This window comes from Haloarcula argentinensis DSM 12282, from assembly GCA_000336895.1.
In the GTDB taxonomy this organism is placed as follows: domain Archaea; phylum Halobacteriota; class Halobacteria; order Halobacteriales; family Haloarculaceae; genus Haloarcula; species Haloarcula argentinensis.
Genome location: AOLX01000024.1, coordinates 13014 through 32403 on the forward strand (window position 1 = coordinate 13014; position 19390 = coordinate 32403).

Consider the following 19390-nt stretch of genomic DNA (forward strand, 5'->3'; position numbering starts at 1 on the left):
GTGTCCACTTTCGGACCGAACTTCTGAGGAACACCAGCCGGTAGCCCACACTGTAGAAAACGACACCCGGCGACGAGGGCTCTATGACTCGTACGCCTGTTCAACGTCAGCCTTCGCCGACGGAATGACCTGCTGTTCGGCGCGGCGCATCGACCGCAACGCCTCGTCGGTGAACTCGACATCGAGCGTGGGGAGGGCCCGTGCGAGACCGCCCAGAACCTCGCCAGGGTCGATGCTCAGTTCGAAAGCGAAGGCGTTCTGTTCTTCCTGTAGTGGAACGGAGAATTCGAAGTGCGTCTGGACGATCTCCGTCGCCGTCTCCTGATCGTATGTGTCGGTGACGGCCGTCCAGAAGTCGTCGCTGTCGGCGGCCACCAGCGGTTCGAGGTCGTCCCCGAACGAGCGCTGGCGGGCTAGCAGTCGCTCCCGGATCTGGTCTCGTCGGTCGCCACGGACGGTGTCACGGAGCGCGTTCCAGTAGATATCCCGGGCCAGCACTTCGTCAGCATAGGTGTCGAACGACGCGTCAGTAGCGGCGTAATCCAGCACCGGCTCCAGCTGGTCGAGTATCTGTTGCTGGTAGGACTGGAGTTTCGGCCGGATAACGTGGCGTTCTAGCGGACGGCTGTTGTTCAGCAGTTTGCCTGCAACGCGGCCCCCGCTCCCGTTTGATCCGCGCAGCACGGCTGTCACGTCGAACGCCGCGTACGTCTCGTCGACGAACTGCGAGAGATAGCGTTCGAACTCCCGTTCGACGGCACGTCGTGTCACACCCGACCTTGTGGGCTGCAGTGACCTATCCCTTACGCCGATGTTCGCCGCCGATAGTCGCTTACGAGACGGACTGCAGCCCACCCAGCTCGACTGCTGAGTTCCGGTATCACTGCCGGCCTGCACGGACTGCAACGGAGACCCGATTGGCCACGATATTCATCTTGCCGACAATGTTGTCCTTGTGGACGAAATCTGTCACACCGGCATCCAGCGCCTCGCTAGCGATGGATTCCAGTTTCGTCGTCGTCAGGAGGAGAATCGGTAGCGAGTCCGGGAGGTTCCTGGCCAGCTTGATGCCTGTTTCATCCGGCAGATCGTAGTTCGTCACAACACAGTCGACTCCGCGTTGCGCGACGTGTCGCTCTGCTGCACGGGCAGTCGAAACGACATCGACAGTGAAGTTGTAGCCCCGAAGTGCGTCCTGTAGCTGCGTCCCGAGAAAATCACTGTCCTCGACCAGCAACAACCGAACGGTCGTCATAGTACACAATAGGGACAAAACAGATTAAAACCACCGTCAGTTTGTCTCAGAAGCAACCACCGCAACTGCTGCCCGGGGCTTGCGCCTTGCTGCTCCGTTGTGTATCCAACACGACTGTTATCACTGTGCAGATCTAACACTGTCTGTGTCCAGAGACCTGCCCAGCGACGTACACACGGTGCTGACACAACTCGCTGAAGCGGGCGAGACAGCGATCAGTGACGTGGAGTTCGATACGGCTCGACAGACCGTTGCGACGGCCGAGACGGTCAGCCGGAACAAACTCCCGGAGTGTGAGTTGCGCTCACAGTTGCTCCACGGCTACGAGCAAGTGCGCACCGCGCTCGATAACGACGATCCCGACGCTGCCGCCGAGTACCTCCGTGCGATGCACCGACGACTTGTGGCCGTCGACGACGGACCACGCGCCGACTAGCTCTCCGACTAACACGCGGAACCGGCTTCGGCGGTTGCTGAGCGACAGTATGTGGTGAAAGCTGTTCTCTAGTCACGGTCCGCTCGCGATACACGTCCGCTACTGCACTCGTACTGCTGGACAGTGACTACTGGACTCTCTTCCGTCTCGGTTCCCGTGTTACCGAGGCACTGGCTGGCCAGCTCCCGTGAGAGTTAAGCCACCGACCGATAATACCGTGGTATGTCCCAGCGACTATCACAGGCCGATGACACGCTCGCCGACGCTGGCGAACGCGAACTCGTCGTCGGCGGTGACCGGCCGCTCCGTATCTCTGCGGGCCATCGGTTGTTACACCACGACGGGAAATGCTCGCGCCCGCACGGACACAACTACGAGATCACTGTCCGCGTCACCGGCGAACTCACTGCTGAGGGGTGGGTCGTCGACAAGGGCGAGATTACGGACGTAATCGACGAATGGGACCACCGCTTCCTGCTTGAGGCCGGCGACCCGCTGGTCGAGGCGTTCGACGCCAGTGGCGACGGCGACGCCGTGGTGGTCCTCGACCACCCGCCGACAGCCGAGGTCATGGCCGCGATACTGGAACAGCGCCTCGCCGACCGCCTCCCGGAGACGGTGTCGGATGTGGCCGTCTCTGTTCGGGAAACTAGCGAACTCTGTATCCGCTGATGCCGGTCGCGAACGACGCGCCCGGGGTCGATATCGAGGGAACCGACGCAGACGCCGAGTCCGGCGACCTGCCCATCAACGAACTGTTCCAGTCCCTCCAGGGCGAGGGCCGACTGGCCGGCGTCCCGAGTGTGTTCGTCCGGACCAGCGGCTGTAACTTGCGGTGCTGGTTCTGTGACTCATATCACACCTCGTGGGAGCCGACTCACGACTGGTTCACCGTCGACGATGTAATCGCGGCTATCGAGGAGTACGACGCCAACCACGTCGTCCTGACCGGCGGTGAACCGCTCATTCACGATTCGAGCGAGGACCTGCTGGCGCGGCTGGCCGACCAGGGATATCACACGACGGTCGAGACCAATGGGACCGTCGTCCCCGATGCCCCTATCGACCTCGCCAGCGTCAGCCCGAAACTGGCCTCCAGCACACCGACGGCCGAACGCGACCCTGACGGTGATGGCGAGTGGGCGGACCGCCACGAGGAGCGCCGGCTCGACGTGCCGACGCTGGCCGACCTCGTCGAGACATACGACACGCAACTGAAGTTCGTCGTCACGGGTCGCGAGGACATGGCCGAAATCGAGCGCCTCGTCGAGCAACTCCGCGACACTGCGTCTACCCGCGTTCGTGACGACGACGTGTTACTGATGCCGGAAGGCCAGACGCGCGACCAACTCGAAGCGACCCGGAAGACGGTCGCGGACCTCGCGGTGGAGTACGGCTACCGATACACGCCGCGACTCCACGTCGACCTCTGGAACGACGCACCGGGCACGTGACTGACCTGACTGACTACAGATGACTGACGATACCCGCGCTGTCGTGCTCGCCTCGGGCGGCATGGACAGCGCCACGGCAGCCCACGAAGCACAGACTCGCGGCTACGACCACCTGTATTTGCTGCACACCAGCTACGGGCAAAACACCGAGGACCGGGAGTACGAATGCGCCAGCGCGCTGGCCGACCACGTCGACGCGGCTGACTTCCTCCACGTCGAGACCGGTCATCTCACTCAAATCGGCGCGTCGTCGCTGACTGACGATTCGATGGACGTGGCGGACGCTGACACCGACAGCGACGAGATTCCGACCTCGTACGTCCCGTTCCGGAACGCGAACCTGCTATCGATGGCGGTTTCCTACGCCGAGGCCAACGATTGCGGGGCCGTCTTCATCGGCGCACACAGCGAAGATTTTTCCGGATACCCGGACTGTCGGCCTGCCTTCTTCGACGCCTTTCAGGGCGTCATCGACGCCGGCACGAAGCCCGACACCGACATCGACCTCGTCGCACCCTTCGTCGAGTGGTCCAAGACCGACATCGCCGAACGTGGCGTCGAACTCGGCGTCCCCTACGAGGACACTTGGAGCTGCTACCGGGACGACGAACCGGCCTGTGGAACGTGTGATGCCTGCGCCTTCCGGCTCGAAGCGTTCCAGCGTATCGGCGAACGGGACCCTATCGAGTACGCGGAACGACCGACGTACGTCGAGTAAGTAGCGTTCAGCGGCTGTCCCATGCCCCCGACGAGCTAGTCGTCGGCTTAGTCCCGAACCAGCCCTTCGAGGATGTACTCTGCCGAGGTCCGCGTCGTCGCCAGCGGTACGTCGTGGACATCACAGATGCGCAGGAGTGCGGAGATATCCGGCTCGTGGGGCTGCGCCGTCAGTGGGTCCCGAAGGAAGACGATGCCGTCCATCCGGCCCTCGGCGACCTCAGCGCCGATCTGCGTGTCGCCCCCCATCGGCCCGCTCTCTTTGCGTTCGACTGTGAGGTCAGTCTCTGCCATGATGCGCTTGCTCGTCGTGCCAGTCCCGACGAGGTCGAACTCCGAGAGTGTTGATTCGTAACTCTGTGCCAAGTCGATCATTTCGGGCTTCTCGTCGTCGTGTGCGATGAGCGCGACGCGGGTCATACCTGGGGCTCTCGGGCCATCGTCTTATGTCATTGGGACAAGGACGTGTCAGCGCCGGTTACCCGTCGACAGAAATCTCTCCGTCAGCGGTTATCGTCACGTTGTGGCCTTCGACAGCGAACGTCAGCGATTCCGTCGACCTCTCTCCGACGACCGCACGGAGTGATTCGCTGTCGACGTACGTATCTAACCCGTCAATATCATCCGCATCCAGATCCGTCGCTTCGAGCACCGCATCGGCAATAACATCTCCCGCGGGTTCGGGGCTCACCCAGTCGTCGGACCCCTCTGTGGCCCGGTTCCGCAGCATATATACGGTCCCCTCGTTCGAACTCATACTCCAGTGTACGTTCCCTTCTCTTATAACAGCGGATGAGCTGTTTCACTGTCTGAAGTAACCGGTGCCACGATGGCGGTCTCACACTGCCGGCTCAAACGACCCAAAACGCAGCTATTCGGCAATATATCGCCCCTAGACCTGCTGCTCACAGCGGGTCGCTGTCCCACCACCATCGCTTCCCACCAGCCGGAAGCCGTTCTTGTTCTACTCCGGCGGTGAGCCGACAAGCGGCCGCTCGGGGGCCGCCAATGTGTTCTGTACCAGCGTTCGCGTCCCGCGACGGAGCCGCTCCGAGGCGGCCTGACTGGAGATTCCGAGCTCCGCGGCGAGGTCCGAGAGGGAGGACTCCCGCGGGACGGTGAAGTACCCACGGTTGAGCGCGAGCAACAGCACTTCCTGCTGTGGGTCCGTCACGCCGAACTGGGGGGAGGCTTCCGTGTCGTCAGTGATGGTCTGAATGTCGATGTTGATATCACTGGACACGAGTACGTCACGGAACGACAGCACCGAACTCTTTTCGGGGAACCGGGCTCGGAACACCCAGTCATCTCCGGTCTGTGCGGCACCGAGCAGGAATCCGTCGGCGTTCAACAACGCTTCTCCGATCGTATCGATTATCGTATCAGTTGTATGCAGGGTGTACCAGTGACCATCTCCTTCTGCCGCTACGTGGGCATAGTCGGTGATACTCTCGTCCTGGGCCAGATTCGCTTCGATGGCGGGCCGCTCGACGGGGCCAATCCAGGCGACGGCACGGCAGTCGCCACTCTCGCAGTGAAGTCGCTGTATCCGTATCGCTGCTTTACTCAGCGTTTCAGCTGTTCGCTGCAAGAGGGGGGCATCGATGTGAAATTCTACTATCATGTCTCACTGTCACGCAGCAACGGTGATAAACCCCGGTCAGACAGTTGTCGTACCTGAAAACGGTGCTTGTGTAATTTCCGGGTACTGAAGGCTGACGGCGGTATGGACCGGGGTATAGTTGCTTCAAGCACCAATCGATAGCACTCGGGAAATCCACTTAAATTCACAGCATGGCCTACCATGTCTCGGGCTATGAGACATGTCTGGGACCGCGATTACGTATCAGAGATTCTCTCCCTGATACGACCCTTCGTACGTCCCTTCGTGCGCGGCATCGGCGAGCACGAGTTGTGCGATCCGCGCGCCCTGTTCGAGTTCGATCGGGTGGTGAACCTCCAGTAGCCCCTCGCCTCGCCCTTCGTAGCCGGCGTCCCAGACTGCCGTATCGAGCATACAGGAGTTGCGGAGCAACGACGACCGGGGAAGGAGAAAGCCGATGTGTCCATCTGGAATGACAACCCGGTCGGCGTACTCGACGATATAGCCGCCGCGGTCGAGCTGATAGACACCGTCGTCAGGTTCGATTTCCTGCCGGTCGCCGACGGTCTTGTCGCCGCGTTCGATGCGCCCCGGCTCGCTCTGCTCGTAGATCGAGCCGAGCGTGAGGTCGACGCCGTTCGGTTGTACCTGCGATTCTCTCAGGTCGCCAAGAGCATCGGCGACGAACCGCCCACTTTTGAACATACGCGGTTCTGTGCGAGTGTCGTGGAAAGACCTGCCGGTCTGGTCGACCGCTGTCCCGACCTGTTGACTCGCTTCTGAGTGACGGACGGAACGGATTTTTATATGAAAAATACGACGGAATACGCGGGATTTATACCGCCGCGCCATCCATTGACGCACGTTATGGGACAGACGCTTACGGAAAAAATTCTCGACGACCATCTCGTCGAAGGGGAGCTAACACCCGGAGAAGAGATCGGGATCGAGATCGATCAGGTGCTGACACAGGACACGACTGGGACGCTCGTCTGGCTGCAGTTCGAAGCGCTGGGCCTCGAAGAGGTTCAGACGGAACTGGCCGCCCAGTACTGTGACCACCAGACCTACCAGTTCGACTTCAAGAACACCGACGACCACCGCTTCCTCCGCTCTGCGGCAGGCACGTTTGGGGCTCACTTCTCTCGCCCCGGCAACGGTATCTGTCACAACGTCCACAAGGAGAACTTCGCCGAACCCGGCAAGACGATGCTCGGGTCCGACTCGCACACGCCGACCCCGGGTGGCCTCGGCGAACTCGCTATCGGGTCCGGTGGCCTCGACGTCGCCGTCGCGATGGGTGGCGGCGCCTACTACATCGAGATGCCGGAGGTCGTCAACGTCCACCTCGAAGGCGAACTGCCCGAATGGGCCACCGCCAAGGACGTCATCTTGGAGCTGCTCCGCCGGCTGTCGGTCAAGGGCGGCGTCGGCAAGGTGCTGGAATACACCGGCCCCGGTGTCGAGACGCTGACCGTCCCCGAGCGGACCACCATCACCAACATGGGGACCGAACTCGGTGCGACATCCTCGATCTTCCCGACGGACGACCAGACCAAGGACTACCTCGAACGCCTCGGCCGCGAGGACGTCTTCGAGGACATCGGCCCCGACGAGGACGCCGAGTACGCCGACGAGATCGTCGTCGACCTCTCGGACCTCGAACCGCTCATCGCCGAGCCGTCCATGCCTGACAACGTCGTGCCGGTCTCCGAGGTCGAGGGCGTCGACGTCGAACAGGTCATGATCGGTTCCTGTACGAACGGCGCTTACGAAGACATCCTCCCGGCCGCGAAGATGCTGGAAGGGCGCAACATCGACAAGAAGACCGAGATGATCGTCGCCCCCGGCTCCAAGCAGGCCTCCGAGATGCTGGCCCGCGAGGGCTGGACCGCGGAGATGATGGCGGCTGGCGTCAACTTCTCCGAGGCGACGTGTGGTGCCTGTATCGGCATCGGTCACGTCCCGGCCTCCGACTCCGTCTCCCTGCGGACGTTCAACCGCAACTTCGAGGGCCGCTCCGGTATCGAGGACGACAACGTCTACCTCTGCTCGCCGGAAGTCGCCACTGCGGCGGCCATCAAAGGCGAAATCGTCGACCCGCGCAACCTCGCCGACGAACTCGGCGACCTCGAGGCCCCCGGTCTGGAGATGCCCGACCAGTACATCGGCAACTCCGAGTCGGACCTCATCGCGCCGGAGAACGCCGTCGACGACGAACTCATCAAGGGCCCGAACATCGGCGACGTGCCGCTGAAGGACCCACTGGAGACTGAAGTCGGTGGTGAAGCCCTCCTCAAGATGGAGGACAACATCACGACGGACCACATCATCCCGGCCACGCAGGACATCCTGATGTACCGGTCGAACGTCCCGAAGCTCTCCGAGTTCACGCTCTCGCGCGTCGACGACACGTTCGCGGAGCGCGCACTCGAAGCCGACGGCGGCGTGCTCGTTGCTGGCGAGAACTACGGCCAGGGGTCCTCGCGCGAACACGCGGCCCTGTGCCCGATGTACCTGGGTATCGAGACCGTCCTCGCACAGAGCTTCGCCCGCATCCACAAGGCGAACCTGTTCAACTTCGGTATCGTCCCGCTCACCATCGACGAGGAGACCTACGAGAAGATCGAGCAGGGCGACGACATCGAGATTGTCGACGACGCGGCCGAGGCCGTCAAATCCGGTCAGGAAGAGTTCACCATCCGTGTGAACGACGACTGGGAAGCGACCGGCCAGCTCGACGCCTCCGAGCGCGAGCGCGAGATCCTCGCCGCCGGTGGCAAGCTCTCGCACACGAAACAGCAGCACGACGAAGGCGGCGCTGCACCTGCTGACGACTAACGCGAGGTCGCGAAGCGACCGCAGATTCCGGAGCGTAGCGGGACCGTAGGTCCCGCAGGCAGCCGGGCGGCATCGCCGCCCGACGACGGGGAGGAACGACCCGCGACGGAGCGATTCCGAGCGTAGCGCGGTCGTCCTCCGACCGCGATTTTTGTAAGCGGCGAAGCCGCGAACAGCGAGAAGTCGCTTTCAGATCCAACAGCACTTCGCGCCGTGAGACAGCGCGGCCGCTTCTGACCGTGGTTTTCGAGCAGTGAAACGGACATATACGTTAGCCTCAGGACGGCGCTAGCAGAAGTTTGTCCCGCAACAGTACCCCGTACTTCATCCTGACGCGTGCAGTCGGCGCTGACGGAAGTACTTCTAGGACAACTCGGCAGCGATGGAAAAGTTCGGAAAGAGGGGTGGGGGTGGGGGTGGTGGCACCCAAAACGGGTGCAACTATACATAGAATGGTCAGGCTAAAGAACCTTCCGCCTTTCTAACCTTGTCTCGGTCGTATCGATGCATGAACTATCAGTACTTATCGACAAAAAGTCAGAAATCAGGTAGCTTCGGTCGGCGGTAACACATATGTAGGCCCACACCGAACTATGCATGTGACAACGGTCGCTCCTGACGGACCGGAGACGCCGGATACGCCAGCGGTTCGGCGCGCCGTCCGCGCGGACCTCATCGAGATCCACCGCATCGAGCAGGCGTCGTTTCCACAGCCGTGGCCGTTTTCTGCACTGGAGAGCTATCTCGGCGAAGCTGGCTTTCTCGTCGCCGAAACCGGCAATGACGATGATGACCCCCCCGCTGTCGCAGGCTACGTCATCGCGGATACGGTGCCGAACCATGGTACCCCGCTCGGCCACATCAAGGACCTCGCGGTCCGGTCAGCGTACCGGCGGCAGGGGGTTGCGAGCGCGCTGTTGACGCGTGCACTGGAGGTCATCGGCGAGACGGGTGCTGGCTCGGTCAAGCTGGAGGTCCGGGCGGATAACGATGGCGCACGAAAGCTCTACCGGCGCTTCGGGTTCGAGCACCGCAAGACCATTCCCAACTACTACAGCAACGGCGAGGACGCGCTTGTGATGGTCCGATTACTCTGAGTGTGGCAGCTACGTCTGATACTGTTTGAGTGCTGTGGGTACTGCATGTCTGTTGTCGGATGACCCTGCGCAGCCAGTTCTCCCGAACCGACCACCGCTCCGAGACCCCGACTACATATACGGCTCCGCATCCACGCTCTGCACACCGATGGGATACGCCTGTCCAGTGTGTGACGACCCGCAAGCCGACGACGTGCATTTGGCGAACCACCTCGCGTTTACGGCGATGACCGGCGGTGACGACCACGAAGCGTGGCTCGACGAGCGCGTCCCCGAGTGGGGCCAGCTCGGCGAGGACGAACTCTCCACTGAGGTCGTCGAGTACGCCGAGGAGACGGAGTTTCCACAGGTGTTCGAGGACACGGTCGACCGCAGCGACGATGGGCATAGCCACGACCACGCGCACGGACACGGCCACGGTGACCTCCCGCAGGGCGCGGACCGCCACCGGGGATCGAACGCGCTCAGCGACCACGACAGCGAGGTGCTGGCCGAGGCTCGGGATCTGACGCGAGAGATGTTGCGCGACAGCGACGACGAAACCGATTCGGACGCCGGTGACAGTGACACGTCGGAGTCAGACGCTGGCGACGACACCGGCGCGAACGGAGACGAAACCGAATAGTCCCGCCGGCGGCAAGGGGACGTATGGACACTGAGGGGCAGTTCGCGCCGGCATCGGCAGCCGAGGCCCGCGAGCGCTACGACGCCTTCGGGCCGACGGCGCAGGTCGTTGTCAAGGAAGTCGCGAAGGCGATGGGTCTCGACCCGGAGACCTACGAAGAGCGAGTCACCAGCGAGGTGGTCGAAACCGCCCGCGACGTGCTGTTCGCGGAATCGCTGGCAGTTCAGGTCGGTTCGATGACGGAGTTCGAGGAATGGCGCGAAGACACGGACTGCGAGGTGTCGCTGGTCGGCGCGGAGAATGTCGACAACGTCGTCTGGCACGCTGCCCCGTTCGCGGAGCAGGCCGTCGCGGCGACGTTTCAGGACGAACGCCGAGCCGCTGTCGGGACGCTCCGTCGCCAGGCCTTCGGCCGCATCTACCGCGAGGTCGTCTGATGCGCCCGGTCACACGGAACACCTTGCTCGGCATCATCGCCGTCGTCGTGCTGTTGCTGGCGCTGGGTGCGCTGCCGGGCCTGCTCAAGAGCGGGGACCCCTACTACACTGTCGCCACGCCGACCGACGGCGAGTACAGCGTCGACAACGGCACGGCGATCAACTGGAGCAGCCAGTCCGAGCGGCGTTTTCCGTACACGAGCGCGGCGCTGACAGACGCATCCCCGTCGGCGCCCGGACAGTCCGAACCGTACTGGCGCGGCCCGCTCGGATTCAAGGGTGCGTTCACTCACTCCCCCTTTGACGAACGCGACGCGCTCAGCCAGCAGTACGATGGGGCTGTGGCCGATGATGGCGTCGTCGTCAGGCACAACGGCACGTTTTACCACGTCGCGGTCCGACAAGACGTATGACCCGCGAACCGGCCCACGAGTGGCCTATCGTCGAGAGCAAACGCGAGTACGAGACCGGCTGGTACACCGGCGGCTACGACCGGGTTCGCCAGCCCGACGGCTCCGAAAAGGACTACTACTGGGCTGAACTGCCCGATGCGGCCGTCGTGGTCGCCACGACCGGCGACGAACTCGTCATGGTCGACCAGTACCGCCCGACCATCCGCGAGCAGTGCCTCGAACTCCCGGCCGGTATCGTCGAAGACGACGAGTCCTACACGACCGCCGGGGCGCGCGAACTCCGCGAGGAGACCGGCTTCGAGGCTGCCGGCGTCTCACTTATCGAGGAGTTCTCGTGTTCGACCGGCGTGCTCCGGCACCGCCGTGGCATCGTCTTCGCTGAGGGACTCGAACCAGTCGACCGAGAACTGGACGACAACGAGTTCCTCTCGGTGACGACTGTGCCCATCGACGAAGCGCTGCAGGTCGCCCGGCGCGAACCGGCCAACGACGCGACTATCGAAGGCATCCTGCTGGCACAGGCTGACGGCTTGCTGTAGCCGGTGAAGGTTTAGGTATCGCCCGCTAGCGGCTGGGTATGGACGGCGAAATCGACACCGACGAGCTACGGTCGAAACTCGACGAGGAGGCGGTCCGGGTGGTCGATATCCGCTCGCCCGGCGCGTTCGAGCGGGGTCACATCCCCGGGAGCGAGAACGTCCCGTTCCCGTCGCTCGTCGACGAAGTCGAACGGTTCGAAGGCGACGACGAGGTCGTGACAGTGTGTCCGAAAGGCAAATCCAGCGTGCAGGCCGCCCGCCTCATCGCGTCGTACGAAGGGTTTGAGGGCGACGTGGTAAGTTTTGAACCCGGACTGAACGGCTGGGACGGGCCACTAGAACGTGCAAACGCTGACGAGGAGGCGACGGCAGACACTGCGGCTGCTGACGGAGACACCGACGAAGGCCCTGCTGCACCGTTTTAGCCGCTGTTCGGAGTGAAATGGTGGCTCAGGAATAGTCCATCGTCACAAGGGGCTCAGCGGGGGTAACATCTCGTCATCGCCACCAGCATGTCGTACTCCCCCACTCGGGAAAAGTGCATCCGTTGCGGACGACATGAGTGGACAGTCTGACAGTACCCGTTCTGGCAGTGACGTTGTCGCTTGAAGCGTATCGGACCACCGCTGACTCCAGCGGTAGCGGTATCGCCGTCTATATAGCGAACATATAAAATATCTATACGACGACAGCCGTCCGTTCGGTCGAGTACTCCGTGTCTGACACTGAGACGAGCCAGCCACAGATCGAGCAGGCGCTCGCTGTCGTTCAGCGGGAGGTCGACTGTATAGCGGCTGAACTGTCGGCTTTCAGGCGCTTTCGGTCCAGAATCGTGTCCATCGAACCGACGGTGCAATCCGCGGGCATCGCCGACACCGCAGCGGGCGGGGTGTCGGCACTCAGTGCCCGGCGGCCGAAACCAGAGGCGAGCCTGCGTGCCGTCCGGGAAGCCTACCGAGAGACGGTCATGGCTGTGCCACACTTCGAGGCCGAGTACGACGACTCGCTGGAAGCGAACATGTCGATGGAGTTCGGGCCGGAGCTCGGCACGCAGATCGCCACGGGAACGCGCCTGACCCCGCAGTTGTACGAGGCACTCCTGACCGCGAGCGAGGGGGCACGCGACGAACGTGAAACACTGCTCCCGGCACTTGAAGACGAGCGAGAGTCGTTACAGTCTGTGCGAGCGACACTCGACGACTGTGAACGCCGCGGGGCCGCACTCGGTGCGAACGCACGCCGAACGACTGATTCAGCGCGACTCGACAGCATCGACGGTCAGCTCGCCGAAATCGAGGCCGACTGCGAGGCGGTAGCAGCGACCCGCCAACAGCAACTCCACAGCCGGTCGGCCGCTGCCCTCTCCGGTGTTGACGGAACCAGTCTCGCTCGGTATCTCTACGGCGACTGTCCAGTGACGTGTCCGGCGCTCGCTGACACTGTCGACTGTCTCGACACGATCAGGCGGCATCGTCGTCACTGCATCGTTTCGACGAGCTAAGGCGACAAGGCAGCTGTCTATCGTTCTGCGTCTTGCGGATTCGTCAGGACTGCGGTCGCGGCGCAGCCTTCTGGAGCGCGCTCTCGGCGATGTTACCGCCGTAGTCCGCGGTCCGGGACAGGGAGTCGACGATGAGGCCCAGTACCTGTGCGCTCTGTGGGTCGAACTCGCGGATCTGCCCGTCGACCTCACGGGCAGTTTCGTCGACATCGGGGATCTGGCTCCGGGCCTCGTTTGCCAGCTCGACGGCTTCGTCGGAGTCCTCGGTCAACAGGGCGTCCATCGCAGTCTCTGGGACGGCAATCGCCTCTGCCTCCAGCTGATCGAGCAGGTCGGCGGTTTCCCCGGTGATCTCCCCGATTTCCTGGGAGAGACTGGCGATCTTGGTCGCGTGGTCGGCGATACGCTCTAGCTGGCGGGCACTAGACTGGAAGTCGAAGACGGTCTCGCGAGGGAACCCGATCTCGTTCGCTGCCGTTGGGTTTCGGAGGACGGTTCGGAACACGCGCGAAACCATGTACCAGAGGCGGTCCACGTCGTCGTCGCGTTGCATCACATCTGCCGCAAGGTCGTCGTCGTCTTCGATGAGTGCCTCGACAGCGTCGGAGAGCATCGTCAGCGAGACCAGCCGCATTCGCGTGATCGCGTTGTGGACCGACAGTTCCGACGAATCGAGCAGGTCCTGCAGGACGACTCTGTCGGTTGTCTCCTCGATCATTTCTAGACCGACCAGTCCCTGAGTCGCATCGCGGATGATGCGACGCTGCTCGGCCGTTATCCGAGTCGCTTCGAGCTGGATGATGTCGAAGCCGCTGACGTACATCGTCATCACCGCCCGCGTGAGTTCGTGCCTGTTTTCGAGTCCATCCACGTCGAGACTCCCCTCCACGCGGCCGTTGTCCCGCTGTGGAGCGAGCAACAGCAGGTCCCGTTCGGCGTGGAATTCGACGACGCTGCCCGCGCTCACGTCGTTTTCTGTCGCCCACTCTTTGGGTAGTGAGACGGTGTATGTCGACCCGCCCGTCACCTGGACCTTGCGTGTCTCCATGTGACTGGCACTCGTTCACGGGATGATATAAATCCACTCATATCTATATACTATATTGGACCTCTAATATTTGGGGACATATTTCCCGGCTGAGGGTCGATTCTTCGACGATATTCGCCTGTAATAGTGGTGCAGACGGTTGAAATACCGTAATGTGTGTGGTTGTTCATATATGCCGTATACGAGTACTTGAGGCCCCAAAGACGGCAAGAAAGCTAATATATCTATATCTGTTCGTGAGTGTTTATCATACCACAACTATATAGTACTAACGTAATAAATATAGCTATCTTAGCAGGTTACTTATTAGCTGTCTCACTGGACTCTGGTGATGGCGCACGACTCAAACGGGCTGTCAGAGTTCGTATCGCGGCGGAAATTCATCGCAACGACAGGTGCGACCAGCATCGCTGCAATCGCCGGCTGTTCCAGTGGCAGCGGCGACTCCGAGTCGGACGGGAGTTCCGGCGAGAGTGCGGACACCGAGGCGGTGTCGACGGAGATGGAAGCGACCGAAAGCACCGACGAGGGCGGTAGCTCCGGCGGTACCAGCGCACTCGAATCCGGCGGCTCCTCGACGGTGTACCCCATCGCGAACACGGCGGCCTCCTACTGGAACGCCAACCGGCCGGCCAGCGACACCGAGTACTGGCCCCACGGCGAGTACGATATCGACACGGAACAGAATCTCGCCGACTACTGGGCTGGGCTCTACGGGTTCGAGGCCGGCGGTGAGGACGGCCCGCCGTTCCAGTTCACAGTTGGCCTTTCCCACTCCGGGACCGGCGTCGAGAAGGTCATGAACGGGCAGAACGACATCGGAAACTCCTCCGGGAACGTCGAGGACGAACTGCCGGACCGTGACTCCTACGAGCAGTTCGTCGACCACGTCGTCGGCGTGGACGGCCAGCCGCTGGTCGTCTCCCAGGAGATCGCCGACGCCGGTGTCGAGCAGATCACCGGCGACCAGCTCAAAAGCCTTTACAAGGGCGAACTCACCAACTGGAGCGAACTCGGCGGCCCAGACCGCGAGATTCAGGTGCTGGGCCGCGTCAAGGGCTCCGGGACGCGGACCTCCTTCGTCTCCAACGTCTTCGGCAACCCTGAGGAAGATACCTCCGTCGCCAACCGCTACGGCCAGAACCAACGCCTCGCCCAGGCAATCGCACAGGCCGACAACGCCATCAGCTACCTCGCGCTGGCGTTTATCGACACTGACGGCCTGTCACCCGTCGGACTGGAGTGGGAAGGGACGACCTACAGCTACCAGGACGACGAGAACGGTCTGGACTCGAAGGCCTACCCACTCTCGCGTGACCTCCACATGTACACGTGGGAAGGCACCTCGAAGAAAGAGGCCGCAGTCATCAACATGATCCTGTCTGACTTCGGTCAGGACACCTTCGTCGCGCCGAACAACTACTTCAAGCTCGGCAAGCGCCGGAAGGAAGAGCAGCGCGCGAAGCTCCCTGATCAGGTGTAATCGACCGCAACTGAGAATAGTCGAATGACTGTCGACCGTGTCGGTCGATTTTCCATACTATGACAGAGGACATACCTACGACGGAAGGCGAGGCGGTGTCGAGCGGGGACAGAGCCGATGGGTCGACACTCGCCGTCGGCGCGATAGCGACGACGCTGGTGGCGACGATTCTCGTCTTCCTGTTTCGGCCGGCCCTTGCGTTGCCCATGCTGCTCGCGTTCGTGTTCGTCACGGCGGTCGGCTGGGTTACCTATCAGGCCGAAGTTGCACGCCTGCTCACGCTGGTCGCGACTATCCTCACGGTGCTGACCGTCGCGTTCATCACGTTCTTCCTGTTCGCGAGCGCGCTGCCGGCGTTTCTCGAACACGGGACTGGACTGCTATTGATTCCGGAACAGGGCGGGACGGTCCGCTGGTTCTTCTGGCTCGAAAACGTCTTGCCGTCTGATCCGACGTACTGGAACCCGCTTAGCGGGGCCTACTCGCTGATACCGATGATCTGGGCGACGGTGGTCGTCACCATTATCGCGGGTGCGGTTGCGGGGCCGCTTGGCCTGTTCGGCGCGCTGTTCATCGCCGAGGTCGCCAGCGACCGCCTGCGGGAGCTCATCAAGCCCGGCGTGGAGATTCTGGCCGGCATCCCCTCTATCGTCTACGGGTTCATCGGGTTTCAGGTGCTGAACGGCTTCATCCAGACGAACTTCCTCGACGACGGGGCGAGCTTCCTCATCGCCGGCATCGTTGTGGGCGTGATGGCGCTACCGACGGTCGTCTCCGTCGGCGAGGACGCCCTCTCCAGCGTCCCCCAGTCGATGGGTGACGGCTCCGTCGCCATGGGCGCGACCGAGTGGCAGACGATGAAAAGTATCTCCATCCCGGCGGCGTTCTCGGGTATCTCGGCGGCCGTCATTCTCGGTCTGGGCCGGGCCATCGGCGAGACGATGGCCGTCGCCGCGATCATGGCCTCGGGAACGCAGTTCGCCGACCCACTGTTCGACATCTTCGACGCGAACGCGACGCTGACCAGTCTGATTGCGACTCAGTACGGGAGCGCCTCCGAGAGCACCGTCGACGTGCTGTTCGTCGCCGGCGTCATGCTGTTCGTCATCGTCGCCGGGATGAGCATCGTCTCGCAGTACATTGAGCGACGCATGCAGCGGAAACTGAAGGGGCAACAATGAGTGACGCGTACGCGACCACGGACCGACTCGTCAGTGCGGACTCGAACATCTACGACCGGGGGCTCGATACAGCAATCGCGCTCAGCGTGGTCGGCTTCACGCTCGGGCTCGTCACGCTCGTGAATCTGGTCCCGCCCGGTGCCAGCGGCAGTACCCTCACCACGGCGCTCGGGACGCTACTCGCTGTCGTCGTCGGAGCGGTCGGCATCACCGGCCTTGCTTCCTACACCAACGTCGTTCCGGTCACCTCTCAGCGAGTGCGCGGCATCGGGCTGGGCCTCGTCGTCTCGACGCTTGCGTTGACCGCGCTTGCCGCGGCCCTCCCTGTGACGATGGCGACGCTGCTTGGAATCGTGTTGCTGGCCGAAGCGCTGGTGATCACTGCCGCTGGTGTCTCTTCCCGGCTCGAACTCGTGGACACGGAGCCGAACATGAGCGCCGGGCTGCTCTCCGGCAGCGCGCTCGGCACGGTCGGCCTGGCTATGGGGGCCGCCGTCGGTGGTGCGCTCACCGGTGCTGGCTCACTCCTGTGGCTCGTCGGGGCCGTCGTCGCCGGCGTCGGGCTGTTCCTGCTGGCGATTCTCCCCCGCGAGGACCTCGGTTCGACGCTCCCGACAGCCATCGTGGTCGGCGCGCTCGGACTGACAATCGTGACCGGCACCATCGGCGTTGGCTGGCAGTGGAACCCGCAGACGCTCTCCGGTGGCTTCACCGGCGGCGCGGTCATCCCCGTGTTCCTCCTGGTCGGGACGCTCCTGTCGGCCTGGTCGGCCGCTAAGTGCCGGGCCGGGTTCGGCGCTCGGGGCCGCGAGTACGGGGCCTTCCTCGTCATCAACCTCAACGCCTTCCTGATGGTGGCCGTGATGGCGACAATTGTCGTGTTCGTGACCGTCAAAGGGGTCGGATACGCCTTCCACGGACTCTCGATTGGCGCGCTTACCGCACTGGTCCTCCTGACGCCAGCCCTCCTCGCCGCGGTCCAGTTCGCTCGCACACCTGCGGGCACGAATGACTGGAACAGCGGCGCTCGACAGCTATTCCGGGTCCTCCCACTGGCGGCAGTCGGCGCGCTTGCCGCGATGTTTGCGAGCGTCCTCGTCACTGGGTCCCCGCTACGCCACTCCTATGCCTACACTGTTCAGGTCAACCGCCAGGGACAGGCACTTGAGACGGCATTCGCGGTGACGCCTGACACGACAATCGGAACACTACTGCTGATCGCGCCGGCGGCGCTGGTCGCAGTTACCTTCTTCCGTTCGTTCGGTTCGCTCCGAAAGGTCGGGACACAGTCCGAGCGGGCCGGCTTGATTCGACAGGCCGTCCCGACCGCGGTTCTCGCGCTCGTCGTCCTCACCGGCTTCTTCCTCGTTTCCGGCCCCGCTCCGTTCGGCCTTCCGCTCGGCGAGACGCTCGGACTTGCCGCCGTCGTTGCCGGGTCGGTCGCAGCGGGCGGCCTCGCGATATATCCGCTCGCCGGCGTGCTCACCAGTGATGGGCCGACGTTAGCGGAGAGCGCACAGTCCGAGGCACCGCTGTTCACGCTGGGGGTGTTCGGCGGACTGGGGCTGATGCTGGCCGCGCTGTTGCTCCAGCCAGTCGCCAGCATCAATCCGCGAGTGGGCCCGGTGAACCTCGTGCCAGCAATCGCGTTCGGGGCCGCTATCGCCTCGCTTGCACTGGCGACGCTCACGACCGTCGCGAAACGGGCCAGCGAGGAGACGATCACCCGCCGTCTCCTGACCGAGGAGACACGACTCGGCCTCGTCGGCGCGGCCGGCTTCACCGCGCTGGTGGGCCTGCACGTGGCCGTTACCGGCACGTCGTTCAATGTTCTCGGCGTCTCAGTCGCCAACGAGGGGAGCCTTTCGTGGCCGATGGTGATGCAGGCCTACATTCCGCTGGGGGCCGAGCCCGGCGGGATCATGCCTGCCATCATCGGCACGGTGTGGCTGGTCGTCGGTGCGACGCTGTTCGCCGTCCCGCTGGGTGTTGGTGCGGCGGTGTTCCTCACCGAGTACGCCGAACAGGGCCGGTTCACCGCGCTCGTCGAAATCGCGACGAACGCGCTCTGGAGCACGCCGAGCATCGTCTTCGGCCTGTTCGGGGCCGCGTTCCTGATCCCGCGGCTGGGCGGTGACGAGTCCCTGCTGGCCGGGATGCTGGTCCTTGGGTTCATGCTCCTGCCGCTGGTGCTCATCACTTCGCGGGAGTCGATCAAGGCTGTCCCCGACGAGTACCGTGACGCCAGCGCGGCGCTGGGTGTGACCCGGTGGGAGACAATCAAGAGTGTCGTCCTGCCGGCGGCGATGCCGGGCGTCATCACCGGCGTCATCCTCGGTGTCGGCCGTATCGCCGGCGAGACTGCCCCGCTCATTCTCGTCCTCGGGTCGACGCTGAACGCGACGGCTGCCGTCGATGTCATCGGTGGCTTCCGCTTCGTCTCGAGGCCGCCGTTTGTCGTCAACGATGCCCTGCTGACGGCCTCGGCGTCACTGCCGACGCAGGTGTGGGCCGTCATTGCAGCCGGGGTGTCGGGGTCGCCACAGATGGGGTGGGCGACGGCGTTTATTCTGCTGATGGTCGTGCTGACGTTCTACGCGGTCGGTATCACGGCGCGGACGTACTTCCGGAGGAAACTCAACTATGAGTGATAGCATCAACACGGAGCCGAGCACGGACACACAAACGAACGGCGGACGGACGGTCGAAACCGCATCGCCAAGTGCCTGTCTCTTATACACATCTCTGATGGCGCGAGGG

General features: G+C 63.0%; 21 protein-coding genes and 1 pseudogene. 15 read left to right on the plus strand and 7 right to left on the minus strand.

Translation table 11 applies throughout. The annotated features are described in order from the left end of the window. Nucleotides 1–81: 81 nt before the first annotated feature. Nucleotides 82–771 carry a hypothetical protein gene (locus C443_RS14975; RefSeq protein ID WP_005537402.1) on the minus strand — a complete coding sequence of 230 codons (690 nt, stop codon included), beginning with the start codon at nucleotides 769–771 and terminating at the stop codon, nucleotides 82–84. 109 nt (nucleotides 772–880) lie between these two features. Further along, complete coding sequence (locus tag C443_RS14980; RefSeq protein ID WP_005537403.1) at nucleotides 881–1255, minus strand: response regulator; 375 nt, start codon at nucleotides 1253–1255, stop codon at nucleotides 881–883. 145 nt (nucleotides 1256–1400) lie between these two features. Between C443_RS14980 and C443_RS14985 the strand changes: the two genes are divergently transcribed. The 4 genes from C443_RS14985 (at nucleotide 1401) to queC (ending at nucleotide 3863) form a co-directional block, all read left to right on the plus strand. After that, nucleotides 1401–1691: a hypothetical protein gene (locus tag C443_RS14985; RefSeq protein WP_005537404.1), complete on the plus strand. Its 291-nt coding sequence runs from the start codon at nucleotides 1401–1403 to the stop codon at nucleotides 1689–1691. Between the two features lie 222 nt (nucleotides 1692–1913). Then, nucleotides 1914–2363 carry a 6-pyruvoyl trahydropterin synthase family protein gene (locus C443_RS14990; RefSeq protein ID WP_005537405.1) on the plus strand — a complete coding sequence of 150 codons (450 nt, stop codon included), beginning with the start codon at nucleotides 1914–1916 and terminating at the stop codon, nucleotides 2361–2363. Then, nucleotides 2363–3145 carry a 7-carboxy-7-deazaguanine synthase QueE gene (locus C443_RS14995; RefSeq protein WP_005537406.1) on the plus strand — a complete coding sequence of 261 codons (783 nt, stop codon included), beginning with the start codon at nucleotides 2363–2365 and terminating at the stop codon, nucleotides 3143–3145. Before C443_RS14990 ends, C443_RS14995 begins: the two co-directional genes overlap by 1 nt. Nucleotides 3146–3164: 19 nt before the next feature. Next, nucleotides 3165–3863: a 7-cyano-7-deazaguanine synthase QueC gene (gene queC / locus C443_RS15000; protein ID WP_005537407.1), complete on the plus strand. Its 699-nt coding sequence runs from the start codon at nucleotides 3165–3167 to the stop codon at nucleotides 3861–3863. Nucleotides 3864–3910: 47 nt separating this feature from the next. Here queC and C443_RS15005 read toward each other — a convergent pair whose 3' ends face one another. The 4 genes and pseudogenes from C443_RS15005 to C443_RS15020 all read right to left on the minus strand — a co-directional run. Then, complete coding sequence (locus tag C443_RS15005; RefSeq protein WP_005537408.1) at nucleotides 3911–4282, minus strand: methylglyoxal synthase; 372 nt, start codon at nucleotides 4280–4282, stop codon at nucleotides 3911–3913. Nucleotides 4283–4340: 58 nt separating this feature from the next. Beyond that, entirely contained in the window at nucleotides 4341–4619 is a 279-nt protein-coding gene (locus C443_RS15010; RefSeq protein ID WP_005537410.1) for a HalOD1 output domain-containing protein, read from the minus strand. Nucleotides 4620–4826: 207 nt separating this feature from the next. Next, nucleotides 4827–5486, minus strand: a complete 660-nt coding sequence (locus tag C443_RS15015) for a helix-turn-helix domain-containing protein (protein ID WP_005537411.1) — start codon at nucleotides 5484–5486, stop codon at nucleotides 4827–4829. A 222-nt stretch (nucleotides 5487–5708) separates the two neighbouring features. Then, a pseudogene (locus C443_RS15020) lies at nucleotides 5709–6191 on the minus strand (deoxyuridine 5'-triphosphate nucleotidohydrolase); the annotation flags it as partial. 141 nt (nucleotides 6192–6332) lie between these two features. Here C443_RS15020 and C443_RS15025 point away from each other — a divergent pair. From C443_RS15025 to C443_RS15060, 8 genes are all read left to right on the plus strand, one after another. Continuing rightward, nucleotides 6333–8306, plus strand: coding sequence for an aconitate hydratase (locus C443_RS15025; RefSeq protein WP_005537413.1), 1974 nt, complete (start codon nucleotides 6333–6335; stop codon nucleotides 8304–8306). A 599-nt stretch (nucleotides 8307–8905) separates the two neighbouring features. Continuing rightward, entirely contained in the window at nucleotides 8906–9403 is a 498-nt protein-coding gene (rimI, locus tag C443_RS15030) for a ribosomal protein S18-alanine N-acetyltransferase (protein ID WP_080505487.1), read from the plus strand. A 148-nt stretch (nucleotides 9404–9551) separates the two neighbouring features. Continuing rightward, a complete protein-coding gene (locus C443_RS15035; RefSeq protein ID WP_005537416.1) occupies nucleotides 9552–10028 on the plus strand; it encodes a DUF5810 domain-containing protein in 477 nt (158 codons plus the stop codon). A gap of 23 nt (nucleotides 10029–10051) precedes the next feature. Beyond that, complete coding sequence (locus C443_RS15040; protein ID WP_005537419.1) at nucleotides 10052–10465, plus strand: DUF5809 family protein; 414 nt, start codon at nucleotides 10052–10054, stop codon at nucleotides 10463–10465. Next, nucleotides 10465–10878, plus strand: a complete 414-nt coding sequence (locus tag C443_RS15045; protein ID WP_005537420.1) for a hypothetical protein — start codon at nucleotides 10465–10467, stop codon at nucleotides 10876–10878. The genes C443_RS15040 and C443_RS15045 overlap by 1 nt, the downstream gene beginning before the upstream one ends. Further along, nucleotides 10875–11417: an NUDIX hydrolase gene (locus C443_RS15050; RefSeq protein ID WP_005537421.1), complete on the plus strand. Its 543-nt coding sequence runs from the start codon at nucleotides 10875–10877 to the stop codon at nucleotides 11415–11417. Before C443_RS15045 ends, C443_RS15050 begins: the two co-directional genes overlap by 4 nt. Nucleotides 11418–11455: 38 nt before the next feature. After that, a complete protein-coding gene (locus tag C443_RS15055) occupies nucleotides 11456–11842 on the plus strand; it encodes a rhodanese-like domain-containing protein (protein ID WP_005537422.1) in 387 nt (128 codons plus the stop codon). A 290-nt stretch (nucleotides 11843–12132) separates the two neighbouring features. Continuing rightward, complete coding sequence (locus C443_RS15060; RefSeq protein WP_005537423.1) at nucleotides 12133–12918, plus strand: DUF7260 family protein; 786 nt, start codon at nucleotides 12133–12135, stop codon at nucleotides 12916–12918. Between the two features lie 43 nt (nucleotides 12919–12961). On the opposite strand, the gene C443_RS15065 is transcribed toward C443_RS15060, so the two are convergent. Beyond that, entirely contained in the window at nucleotides 12962–13966 is a 1005-nt protein-coding gene (locus C443_RS15065) for a phosphate uptake regulator PhoU (protein WP_005537424.1), read from the minus strand. Between the two features lie 331 nt (nucleotides 13967–14297). Here C443_RS15065 and C443_RS15070 point away from each other — a divergent pair, with 331 nt between their 5' ends. The 3 genes from C443_RS15070 to pstA are packed head-to-tail and all read left to right on the plus strand — an operon-like array spanning nucleotide 14298 to nucleotide 19281. After that, nucleotides 14298–15449 (plus strand): substrate-binding domain-containing protein, encoded by a 1152-nt coding sequence (locus C443_RS15070; protein WP_005537425.1) that lies wholly within the window; start codon nucleotides 14298–14300, stop codon nucleotides 15447–15449. 59 nt (nucleotides 15450–15508) lie between these two features. Beyond that, complete coding sequence (pstC, locus tag C443_RS15075) at nucleotides 15509–16630, plus strand: phosphate ABC transporter permease subunit PstC (RefSeq protein WP_005537426.1); 1122 nt, start codon at nucleotides 15509–15511, stop codon at nucleotides 16628–16630. Further along, nucleotides 16627–19281 carry a phosphate ABC transporter permease PstA gene (gene pstA, locus C443_RS15080; RefSeq protein ID WP_005537427.1) on the plus strand — a complete coding sequence of 885 codons (2655 nt, stop codon included), beginning with the start codon at nucleotides 16627–16629 and terminating at the stop codon, nucleotides 19279–19281. The genes pstC and pstA overlap by 4 nt, the downstream gene beginning before the upstream one ends. The last annotated feature ends 109 nt before the right edge of the window (nucleotides 19282–19390 follow it).

Bases quoted from the DNA above. Each gene is read 5' to 3' on its own strand.
- C443_RS14980 (WP_005537403.1), bottom strand. From the start codon at position 1,255: ATGACGACCGTTCGGTTGTTGCTGGTCGAGGACAGTGATTTTCTCGGG.
- C443_RS14990 (WP_005537405.1), top strand. From the start codon at position 1,914: ATGTCCCAGCGACTATCACAGGCCGATGACACGCTCGCCGACGCTGGC.
- C443_RS14995 (WP_005537406.1), top strand. From the start codon at position 2,363: ATGCCGGTCGCGAACGACGCGCCCGGGGTCGATATCGAGGGAACCGAC.
- queC (WP_005537407.1), top strand. From the start codon at position 3,165: ATGACTGACGATACCCGCGCTGTCGTGCTCGCCTCGGGCGGCATGGAC.
- C443_RS15005 (WP_005537408.1), bottom strand. From the start codon at position 4,282: ATGACCCGCGTCGCGCTCATCGCACACGACGACGAGAAGCCCGAAATG.
- C443_RS15010 (WP_005537410.1), bottom strand. From the start codon at position 4,619: ATGAGTTCGAACGAGGGGACCGTATATATGCTGCGGAACCGGGCCACA.
- C443_RS15015 (WP_005537411.1), bottom strand. From the start codon at position 5,486: ATGATAGTAGAATTTCACATCGATGCCCCCCTCTTGCAGCGAACAGCT.
- C443_RS15025 (WP_005537413.1), top strand. From the start codon at position 6,333: ATGGGACAGACGCTTACGGAAAAAATTCTCGACGACCATCTCGTCGAA.
- C443_RS15035 (WP_005537416.1), top strand. From the start codon at position 9,552: ATGGGATACGCCTGTCCAGTGTGTGACGACCCGCAAGCCGACGACGTG.
- C443_RS15040 (WP_005537419.1), top strand. From the start codon at position 10,052: ATGGACACTGAGGGGCAGTTCGCGCCGGCATCGGCAGCCGAGGCCCGC.
- C443_RS15045 (WP_005537420.1), top strand. From the start codon at position 10,465: ATGCGCCCGGTCACACGGAACACCTTGCTCGGCATCATCGCCGTCGTC.
- C443_RS15050 (WP_005537421.1), top strand. From the start codon at position 10,875: ATGACCCGCGAACCGGCCCACGAGTGGCCTATCGTCGAGAGCAAACGC.
- C443_RS15055 (WP_005537422.1), top strand. From the start codon at position 11,456: ATGGACGGCGAAATCGACACCGACGAGCTACGGTCGAAACTCGACGAG.
- C443_RS15065 (WP_005537424.1), bottom strand. From the start codon at position 13,966: ATGGAGACACGCAAGGTCCAGGTGACGGGCGGGTCGACATACACCGTC.
- C443_RS15070 (WP_005537425.1), top strand. From the start codon at position 14,298: ATGGCGCACGACTCAAACGGGCTGTCAGAGTTCGTATCGCGGCGGAAA.
- pstC (WP_005537426.1), top strand. From the start codon at position 15,509: ATGACAGAGGACATACCTACGACGGAAGGCGAGGCGGTGTCGAGCGGG.
- pstA (WP_005537427.1), top strand. From the start codon at position 16,627: ATGAGTGACGCGTACGCGACCACGGACCGACTCGTCAGTGCGGACTCG.